The following is a 9142-nucleotide window of genomic DNA, read 5'->3' on the forward strand; positions in this document are numbered from 1 at the left end:
TATTTTGCCGTCGGTGGTAAATTCGATAACCGCCATAGAGCGATCCAGCGCGGTGATCACCGCTTCTTTCTGCTCCAGAGCCTGATGACGAGCGGTAATATCCGAGGCTATTTTTATAATTTTATAAACGTTGCCCTTATCGTCGCAGACAGGAAAGTAGGTGGCACTGAGATAAAAACGCTGATGCTGTTTACTGAAGCGTTCAAAAATGCCCGTGATCGATTCGCCCGCGGCCAGCGTTTGCCAGAAACGACTGTAGTCAGCTGAGCGGACATATTCCGCATCGCAAAAAATACGGTGATGTTTACCCTGGATCTCATTCAGTGAATAACCGGTTACGTCAAGAAACTGCTGATTAGCAGTCAGGATTTCTCCCTCGGGCGTAAATTCAATCCATGCTACATGCTGTTTAATCGCGTTGATGTCCCTAACAACGGCATTGCCTTTAGATGACGGCAGAGAAAGACTTGGTTTTTTTACACCAAACATAGACAACCCCAGGAAGTTTTCATGATCTTAATGATTCATCTGTGGGCCTTTGTCCTCACAAATGAATGCGGTACGACGACCGTCAGGTATGGCGGCGCATGTTTTTCCCGGGCGGAACGTTTTATCATTTACCTCTACAGGGCAAAGGAGCGTGTCTCTTTTCGCATTCAGTGCGGAGACCGGGATTTCTTTCTTGGAAAATTTCCTGATGTAATCAAATGACGACCCCACAAGCCCGTCTATAAACCACTATCGGCAGCCTGGTGGAAAATTTGAGCAAAATGTTTCAACATGTTAATTTCAGGCGGCATTTTGTATAAAGGCGCACCAAACAGCCCGCCCGATTTGCACCAGACCAGGGCAGCCAGTATGGTGACGGCACTATTTTTGCTGAGAGAAAGACTATGACTAACCCCGGTTCAAAAGATCCGCTGCATGGTATGACGCTGGAGGCCATTATTAATGCGCTGGTGGCACGCTACGGCTGGGATGAGATGGGTAAACGCATCAATATTAACTGCTTTAAAAGTGACCCCAGCGTTAAGTCCAGCCTGAAGTTTTTGCGCCGTACGCCGTGGGCGCGGGCAGAGGTTGAGGCGCTGTATATTGCTTCGTTGAGTGATTCAGCCGCGGCTGAACCCGAACTGCCTGCCGAAAGCCCATGGGCGAACTGGAAAGGTAAAAAAGAGGAATAAAGAAGAAAAGGGCGATCCAATCTTTCCGCTATGGGAATTATCGCGCAGGCTGGCCTGTCTGAAATGTGACCGGTAACACATCGGCTTCCCGTTTATTTACATAAAGTTGAAATTCTTGATGTAAGTTGACTTTAGGCGAGGAGAGAGAGGATGAAAGCCAGTAATGTTTCAGGGAATCGGTTTACGTGGTTTGTCTGTATGATGGCCGCGCTTTCGGGCCTACTGTTCGGGCTTGACATCGGCGTGATTGCCGGGGCACTGCCTTTTTTAGCGAAAGATCTGCATATCAGCAATCATGAGCAGGAATGGGTGGTCAGTTCGATGATGTTTGGCGCAGCTATTGGCGCACTGGCCGCGGGTTGGATGTCGTCAAAGCTGGGACGCAAGAAAAGTATGTTGGTCGGGGCCACGCTGTTTATTATCGGCTCACTGTGGTCGGCGCTGTCGCCGGATGTGGAATCGCTGATTTTCTCGCGCGTTCTGCTTGGTCTGGCCGTGGGCGTGGCCTCTTATACCGCACCTTTGTACCTGGCCGAAATTGCGCCGGAACGCATTCGCGGTTCGATGATATCCATGTATCAGCTGATGCTGACGACCGGCATTGTCGTGGCTTATCTTTCGGATACGGCCTTCAGCTACAGCGGTAGCTGGCGGTGGATGCTGGGTGTTATCGCGATCCCGGCGGTGATCCTGTTTGTTGGCGTCCTGTTTCTGCCTAACAGTCCGCGCTGGCTGGCTTCTCATGGGCGATTTAACGAGGCACAGCGCGTGCTGGATCGCCTGCGCAATACCAGCGAGCAGGCAAAGCAGGAGCTGGATGAAATCCGCGAAAGCCTGATGGTCAAACAGCACGGCTGGTCGCTATTCCGTAACAACAGTAACTTTCGTCGTGCGGTCTGGCTGGGGATGTTGTTACAGCTAATGCAGCAATTCACCGGCATGAATGTGGTGATGTATTACGCGCCTAAAATCTTCGGTATTGCCGGTTTCTCCAGCACCAGCGAGCAGATGTGGGGAACCGTTATCGTTGGCCTGGTCAACGTGTTGGCCACCCTGATTGCCATTGGGCTGGTGGATCGCTGGGGACGTAAACCTATGCTCAGGACCAGCTTTCTGGTGATGGCCGTTGGGATGGGCGTACTGGGTACGCTGCTGCATATGGGCGTCGAAACCGATTTCCGTAAATATTTCGCCGTTGCGATGTTGCTGATTTTTATTGTGGGTTTTGCAATGGCTGCCGGCCCGGTGGTATGGCTGTTGTGCTCGGAAATCCAGCCGCTGAAAGGGCGCGACTTTGGCATTACGGCGTCCACAACCACTAACTGGGTAGGCAATATGATCGTCGGCGCGACGTTTCTGACCATGCTGGAGAAGTTTGGTAACGCCAATACGTTCTGGTTTTACGCCGCGCTTAACCTGGCGTTTATCCTGCTGACCATCTGGCTGGTGCCGGAAACCAAGCATGTCACGCTGGAACATATCGAGCGTAATTTGATGAAAGGCAAGGCGTTACGAGACATCGGCGCCTGAAAGAAACCGTAGTAAAGAGCGTGCTACGTGATGTCTGTAAGGGGCGGCGCCTGCCGAAACAGCAGATGCCACGTAGCGCGCAGAAAAGGTAAACGGGCTAAGGTTTCATCAAAGCCACGTCAGGGGTTTAAGGTCCTGTTTTTACTAAACTGATGTTCTGCTTGTGTTTGGCAGAGTAGGGTAAGGTCAGCATTCTCTGCTCTGCGGTACCAGCCGGGCCTGCGAAGGTCATCTGATTGGAACTGGCATCATTCCTTGCTACATTTCATCAGGTTTATCCTGCCTTATCTACTCTCGGCGCCTAAGGTTTTCTTCAATACCTACCGATATGGCTATATCGGGATATTTGCCGTTTCAGGAAAACGTCTTATGGGATATCAGGCCAGCTTTATAGAGCAAGAGATGGCTGTCGATTGGTGTTCCCATCGTGAATATCAATCCTTTTGCCCAACAGGGTGAAAAAGACAGAAGGGTGTGTATCAGTGAAAATGACGCACCTGTCGTAGTCTTACAGCTCTTTATCCGTATTGATGATGAAGGGGTCATGGTTAACAGCGCATTCTGCGAATTCTTGTGCAATGATCACGCTATAGCGATAATCTGCGGCGACCATCTTCATATCGTTGAAATAGCCTCCTGCCGTTCCGTCTTTCATTCACCACTGGTAAGCCCATTCGTTAGCAAGGAGAGCATATTGCGAATTCATCATGACAAAACAAAAAAGCTCTATCGCAGAGTCAATACAACCACGCGACATCACTCGAACAATCCCGGGACCAGGTATCGTCAGGACAGGAATAATAAAAGACCGCCTGATGAAATGCTGCCGCAACGGGAGTCCATGCATGGCAGGCAGCTACGCGGGCTGGATTATTCACCGCTATTTTATTTTTTACTCGGCAAGATTGGGCAGTGCTGGGATGACGTTTACAGCGAGGCAAAAAGCCGGCTGGATAAACCCGATGCCATATTCAGGATGGTCGCGCGCTATGAGCATGATCAACAAGATTATGTTTGCTGCGGCGATTTTAGCTTTTTTTCCGGTTTATTTATTGATGAACAGGGAATGCTTCAACAGGTCAATCCACATATTTCGGCAGAGGATATCGCGGTAACTTGTCGATGCTGTACGCATACTTTTGTTGGCGTGGTCGTGCCGTGGCGGGAAGAGTGAGTGTCGAAAACGAAAACGGGCAACAATCCGCTTAAGTGAGCATATCGAAACACCTACTAATCAGAATGAGGTGAAGATGTACGACAGGCCTGATGTCAGAAAAGGGAGGTATCTCAAAATTCACTGCATGCTGATTTCTATGGCTGCCCCAGTGGGACATAAAATGGATCCTATTTAACATAATATACATTATGCGCACTAGTATTATCGAGGCTGAGATAGCCTGGCCGCTTAGGATAATCTGCACCAGAAACTGTTACGGCAGCTTTTGATACCAATGAATGAAGTTAACTGGCCTGAAGGCATTTAGCACATTGTTGACTGACTCATCCATCTCGCCGCTGAGCATCTCGGTATTTACAGACAGTATCCGCCGACGGCTCTAACGCTATCGGGTAAATTGCCCGCGGCCGGCAACATGGCAAGTCCAGCAATCTGGCTTTAACAAATCTGCTCCCAGGTTCCGCCCGATTAATCTGCTGTCAGCCCGAGCCTTGAGTTTTCCTGGCTACGGTCGATAGCCACCTTCAACGATCTCTAATCATTTGGTTTTATATGAAAAAAAACGTTCCCTGCTATTCGCTTTGTGCTTTCCCTTTTGCACTGCCGCGGCTGAAGATGCTGGCCCGGGAACTCATCTGTGTGATCTCCGCACAACCCGCTCCCACACTGAAACCCTGGCTTTGCCAGGGGCTGCACAAGTTAAAGACGATGGCAGTCATTATCGGGGTTTGAGGACCAATGGAACGAAAACTCATGCTAAGAAGATAATTCGTTTTTTATATTAAAATTTAATGCTCTCAATTCTCGTTTTAAAATATCCTCTTTGAGCGTGAACGTATCACGCCCCAGCATATTGATATGCCCGTGCATAAGTGGGGATAACCGGGCGATATCTTCAAGCCCGGTTTCTTCTTAATTACTGCGCATCCAGCTAATTGCTCGTTCCACGGTTTATAAAATTCTGGAGGATGGGAATTAATGCCTTACAATCAGATAACAAATCCTGTTTGTTACTGCGATATAAAATACATTGACTGAACAAAACTACTTTTAAGTAGCCATGTCAAGCCGCATATTCCATGTTGCATTGAACTGATCGACCATAATGCGATCTCCTGAAAGTTTCTTCATATCAGAGCCAACTCTAAGTCCGATTGCATAGTTAGTAGAATCAAGAGGAGTTTCAGTATCAATGAGTTTATTAATATATTCCGTTCCTCTCTTTGTTAAAAAAGGATCAGAATTTAATTCCATTGATTTATTTCCAGGGTTTTTATCGCATATATCAACTGACTTTTCTTTAGCTTTTCCACCCTCAACCATATTATATATGGCAGTAACTGCCATACCTAAAGAGCTGAGTCGAGTATTCAGGCTACTGTGTAATTTAGTATCTGCTAAAGTTGCCAGGGCGGCGTTATTTTTCACTTCCCTGTATAGAGATAGTTCTTTACTGACAAAGCGCAAATCAGCATTGGTGTTTTTTACATTAATAACAGATCCAGTTATTTGATTTATTAAAGGTTTTTTTCCTGGGTGCGCATCATTATTACGATCAATATACCCATTAGAGAAACAAGGGGGTGGGTTAATTCTTCCTATCATATCATTTCCTTTTTTTGATGATATTAATTAAATTACGATACCAGTACAATGCAATTAACCTCTTTCAAAAAACAGTTTTTTTAGTCGTTTTCATAATAAAAGTGGGTGAGCGATCATCCAGACTCATTCAATTCCTTAGCGGGAGATTTCGTTCCACTGAGCATCAGACCCGGATAATGTAGTGCGTTATCTGCTGCCCGTTCTTTTTTCCGCCAGGTAATGATGATCGATTTATCATTAAGAACGCAATTATGGGCTTTTTCTATCGTTTAAGGCATTGCAAAAAAAGGTAGCTTGTCCAGGCACCGCCCAAACCAGCCAGCGGCGCCCTTTTCTTTCATCCCGTTTATCAGGGAACGAAAATTGCCCTGACGCAGCCGTCTTCCTTGTGTTTGAACATTTCATAACCGCGCGGCGCGTCCTCCAACGAGAAACGGTGCGTGGCCATAAAGGCCGGATTCAGCTCATTTTTCGCTACGTGATCCAGTAGTCGGTGCATATAACGCTGACCGTGCTGCTGCGCGGTACGGATAGTCAGGCTTTTGTTGATCATCAGCCCCAGAGGAAACTTATCCATCACGCCGTATACGCCAAGAATAGCGATATTTCCGCCTTTGCGGCAGGCGTAAAGCGCCTGGCGCAGCGCGGCGCCAACATCCGTCTCCAGATGCAACAATTGTTTGGCCTTGTCATACACCTGACTTAACCCTTCGCCTCGCGCCTCCATGCCGACCGCATCGATACAGCTGTCCGGGCCGCGTCCACCGGTCAGTTCCAGCAGTGCCTCGTGAATGTTCACCTGGGTATAATCCAGCGTGAGGCTGCCGGCATAGTCACGCGCCATCGCCAGTCGTTCCGGGTAGCGATCGATACCGATAACCTGATGCGCGCCCATCAGCCAGGCGCTCTGCTGCGCCATCAGCCCGACACCGCCACAGCCCCAGACCACCACGGTATCACCAGGGTGGATATTGCAAAAGTCCGCGCCCATATAGCCCGTTGGCGCGGCGTCAGACAGAAAAAGCGCCTGCTCATCGGTTACGCCATCCGGGATCACAAAGCAGTCATTATCGGCAAAAGGTACGCGGACGTATTCGGCATGAGAACCTGCGTAGCCGCCAAAGGCGTGGCTGTAGGCATAAATGCCGCCGGTTGGATGGCCCAACGCCGTTTCGCCCTTTTCCCACTGTGGATGGCTATTGTCACAGCAGGAAGGCAACTCATGCTGGCAATACCAGCAGGATCCGCATGAGATAAAGGAAGGCACCACCACCCGATCGCCCCGGCGGATCTGCTTCACCGCACTGCCGACTTCAACCACTTCGCCCATAAATTCATGCCCCAATATATCGCCTTCGCGCATACTGGGGATCAGCCCGTCAATAACATGCAAATCGGACCCGCAGGTCGTAGTCAGGATAACGCGAATAATGGCATCGTGAGGATTAAGCAGACCGGGGTCGGCCACCGTCTCGACGCTGAGATCGTTAACGCCATTCCAGCAAAGTGCACGCATCTATTTCTCCTTATCCTGACGTTCGGCATGGCGACCAGCGGGCTGGCCGTTAATCGTAGGGATCTCTCCGGTTTCGGCGAGGCTTTTAAAGCGATGCAGCGCTATGCTGGCAATCTCTTCAGGCAGCAGATCGAAAAAGGTGGTCACTTTTTTCCCCGCCATGCCGCCAGGCGGCATGAAAGTCAGGGTCAACGCCAGCTCCGTTCCCCACTCGCCGGGAGCAGGATGCAGCACCAGCTTACCCTCGTTGGGTATATCAGCGCCTTCCAGCGACTGCCAGGCAATAATTTCGCCCGGCTGCGCCTCGACAATACGGCTCTGCCAGGCATATTTTTTCCCAAGCGGGCCATTGACCTGCCAGTGCGCATCGCTTTTATTCATCGGCGTAACCGTCGCGAAATGCTGCATGATGCGCGGCAAGGTATCCGGCTGCAGCCACAGAGCAAAAAGATCGGTGGCGGGAAGCCCGATGGATATCCAACGGCGGAGCGTAAGTTCTTTAGCGGATTCAGGTAGTGGTTTTCTGGCCAAATGTTCCCCCTGTAAGGTACAAAAAGCGGTTTTGAGGTAGGACGTTCAGGAATGTGAATGCGGTAAGCAACGTGCTCTTCGCAAACGTGTAAAAAGCGCCGGGATCGTCCCCGGCAGGCTTTATTGCTGGCTTTTTTGCCAGTGCTGTTCGCAATGCTCCCTGGCCTCGGCGGGCAGATCGCGCAGGTCCGGCAGGCTGTCGCCAGAGCCGTAACCCATCGCTTCGGTAGCTTCTTTCTGCTCGTCCTCTGCGGCAAAGTTGAGCGTCTCATCCAGCTTTTGCCAGTCGCCCTCATCCTTGCGGTAAATTACCCCATGGGTTGGCGTTTTCTCATCATCACCATAAATTTCATATTTCTGTACCGGCGCGTCTTCCGGGCCAAACTGTACAGTGTCGATCAGAACTGAATCAGCCATTTGCCTTCTCCTCTGTGATTGAAAAGTAAGGGTAGTCCATAGATTAGGATGCTGTCAGGCAGGTAGCGAAGCGAGTAGCGCGACAAGGTTCTCAGGATAAACAATATCAGGGGTGGTGCGCAGTTCTGCGACTTGCCACCAGTGGTGATCGCTGATGACGCGCTTTTCATTATTACTCCAGCCATTGGCGCTGAGGGTGCGGCTCTGCACGCGCACCACATAAAATTTCTCCAGCGCCTCTACCTCTTCTCCGTCAGGCAGCGTCATGGTAAAACGCCGCTGCGCGACGCAGTGGCCGATATCGGTGCAAACAATCCCGGTTTCTTCCAGCAGTTCTCTGCAGGCGGCCTGTTCAAAAGATTCACCCTGCTCCACTCCGCCGCCCGGCGTTGCCCAATAAGAACGGCCAGCTAAAGCATCCGCCGTATGGCAGTATTTCAAGAGCAACACTCGCTGGAAATCATCAAGCACTATCAGTCGGGCCGCCGGACGAAGACGCATTTTCCCTTCTCACTTTAAAGTCAGATCTAAGCCATTTTTTTGATAATAGCGGATTGCAAAGATTATGCCGGGCCAGAGAGTTTATTTACAGGAACGGGCAAGCGGATTCCCTTGCGGGTAGCACGCACCCTTTACCTTCGCCTTACTTCAGGGCAGTTATAGCGCTGCACGATACACGCCTGTTTTTTTCACAGTACAAATTAAATCAATTTTTTTGAATAAAAATAACAAAACCTTCGGCTTTCATCCGGAACATGTAGCGGGTAGCATTAATTACATCAAGGCAAAAAGCCTTTAAATCTGTCAATTTCTATAAGGTACTCCCCATGAAAATCATCAAAAAATTAGTCGTTATTTCTCTTCTTTCAATGGTTTCATCCGCCAGCTTCGCGCAGAGCGTCACCGCTTGTGCTTCTACACTGGACGAGGCTGAAGCGCAAATTTCAGCCCAGGCGCAGGCAGCCGGCACGTCTTATCGCATCACCGAGGCCAATTACAACAACGGCGTCCATATGACCGCCGTACTTTCTGCGAAAGGCGAATAACGCCGCGCTGCCAGGGGCATCCGTCATCATCGCTGGTAGGCATTAATGTTATGTTATAACATAATGAAAAATCGAGAGCGGAGGATGAGATGTTGGCGGTAAAAAACAAAAATGCAGGCCTGCTACTGAGCGTTTT

At 49.7% G+C, this 9142-nt stretch carries 10 protein-coding genes and 1 pseudogene; 4 read left to right on the top strand and 7 right to left on the bottom strand.

Going from position 1 to position 9142, the window contains the following annotated elements; translation table 11 throughout:
* On the bottom strand, window positions 1-489 hold a 489-nt coding region (locus RTK32_RS04885), incomplete at its 3' end, for a PAS domain-containing protein (RefSeq protein ID WP_312042371.1).
* Between the two features lie 404 nt (window positions 490-893).
* Between RTK32_RS04885 and RTK32_RS04890 the strand changes: the two genes are divergently transcribed.
* The 3 genes from RTK32_RS04890 to RTK32_RS04900 all read left to right on the top strand — a co-directional run bounded on the left by RTK32_RS04890 (window position 894) and on the right by RTK32_RS04900 (window position 3888).
* A complete protein-coding gene (locus RTK32_RS04890) occupies window positions 894-1184 on the top strand; it encodes a VF530 family protein (protein ID WP_312042372.1) in 291 nt (96 codons plus the stop codon).
* Window positions 1185-1334: 150 nt separating this feature from the next.
* Window positions 1335-2714 carry a sugar porter family MFS transporter gene (locus RTK32_RS04895; RefSeq protein WP_312042373.1) on the top strand — a complete coding sequence of 460 codons (1380 nt, stop codon included), beginning with the start codon at window positions 1335-1337 and terminating at the stop codon, window positions 2712-2714.
* A 694-nt stretch (window positions 2715-3408) separates the two neighbouring features.
* Window positions 3409-3888, top strand: coding sequence for a hypothetical protein (locus RTK32_RS04900; RefSeq protein WP_312042381.1), 480 nt, complete (start codon window positions 3409-3411; stop codon window positions 3886-3888).
* Between the two features lie 759 nt (window positions 3889-4647).
* On the opposite strand, the pseudogene RTK32_RS04905 reads toward RTK32_RS04900, so the two are convergent.
* The 6 genes and pseudogenes from RTK32_RS04905 to RTK32_RS04930 form a co-directional block, all read right to left on the bottom strand.
* Window positions 4648-4827: pseudogene (locus tag RTK32_RS04905) on the bottom strand (hypothetical protein); the annotation flags it as partial.
* 114 nt (window positions 4828-4941) lie between these two features.
* Window positions 4942-5496 carry a hypothetical protein gene (locus RTK32_RS04910; RefSeq protein WP_312042374.1) on the bottom strand — a complete coding sequence of 185 codons (555 nt, stop codon included), beginning with the start codon at window positions 5494-5496 and terminating at the stop codon, window positions 4942-4944.
* 349 nt (window positions 5497-5845) lie between these two features.
* A complete protein-coding gene (locus RTK32_RS04915) occupies window positions 5846-7012 on the bottom strand; it encodes a zinc-dependent alcohol dehydrogenase (RefSeq protein ID WP_312042375.1) in 1167 nt (388 codons plus the stop codon).
* Window positions 7013-7543, bottom strand: coding sequence for an SRPBCC family protein (locus RTK32_RS04920; RefSeq protein WP_312042376.1), 531 nt, complete (start codon window positions 7541-7543; stop codon window positions 7013-7015).
* A gap of 120 nt (window positions 7544-7663) precedes the next feature.
* On the bottom strand, window positions 7664-7960 hold the full coding sequence (locus RTK32_RS04925) for a hypothetical protein (RefSeq protein ID WP_312042377.1): 297 nt from the start codon (window positions 7958-7960) through the stop codon (window positions 7664-7666).
* Between the two features lie 54 nt (window positions 7961-8014).
* Window positions 8015-8461 carry an NUDIX domain-containing protein gene (locus tag RTK32_RS04930; RefSeq protein ID WP_312042378.1) on the bottom strand — a complete coding sequence of 149 codons (447 nt, stop codon included), beginning with the start codon at window positions 8459-8461 and terminating at the stop codon, window positions 8015-8017.
* A 326-nt stretch (window positions 8462-8787) separates the two neighbouring features.
* On the opposite strand from RTK32_RS04930, the gene RTK32_RS04935 reads away from it, so the two are divergent.
* On the top strand, window positions 8788-9006 hold the full coding sequence (locus RTK32_RS04935) for a YdgH/BhsA/McbA-like domain containing protein (RefSeq protein WP_312042379.1): 219 nt from the start codon (window positions 8788-8790) through the stop codon (window positions 9004-9006).
* Window positions 9007-9142: the final 136 nt, after the last annotated feature.

This window comes from Erwinia sp., from assembly GCF_031978025.1.
In the GTDB taxonomy this organism is placed as follows: domain Bacteria; phylum Pseudomonadota; class Gammaproteobacteria; order Enterobacterales; family Enterobacteriaceae; genus Erwinia.

Coding starts and splice junctions, on each gene's coding strand:
- RTK32_RS04925 (WP_312042377.1), bottom strand. CDS start 7,960: ATGGCTGATTCAGTTCTGATCGACACTGTACAGTTTGGCCCGGAAGAC.
- RTK32_RS04930 (WP_312042378.1), bottom strand. CDS start 8,461: ATGCGTCTTCGTCCGGCGGCCCGACTGATAGTGCTTGATGATTTCCAG.
- RTK32_RS04935 (WP_312042379.1), top strand. CDS start 8,788: ATGAAAATCATCAAAAAATTAGTCGTTATTTCTCTTCTTTCAATGGTT.
- RTK32_RS04915 (WP_312042375.1), bottom strand. CDS start 7,012: ATGCGTGCACTTTGCTGGAATGGCGTTAACGATCTCAGCGTCGAGACG.
- RTK32_RS04910 (WP_312042374.1), bottom strand. CDS start 5,496: ATGATAGGAAGAATTAACCCACCCCCTTGTTTCTCTAATGGGTATATT.
- RTK32_RS04890 (WP_312042372.1), top strand. CDS start 894: ATGACTAACCCCGGTTCAAAAGATCCGCTGCATGGTATGACGCTGGAG.
- RTK32_RS04895 (WP_312042373.1), top strand. CDS start 1,335: ATGAAAGCCAGTAATGTTTCAGGGAATCGGTTTACGTGGTTTGTCTGT.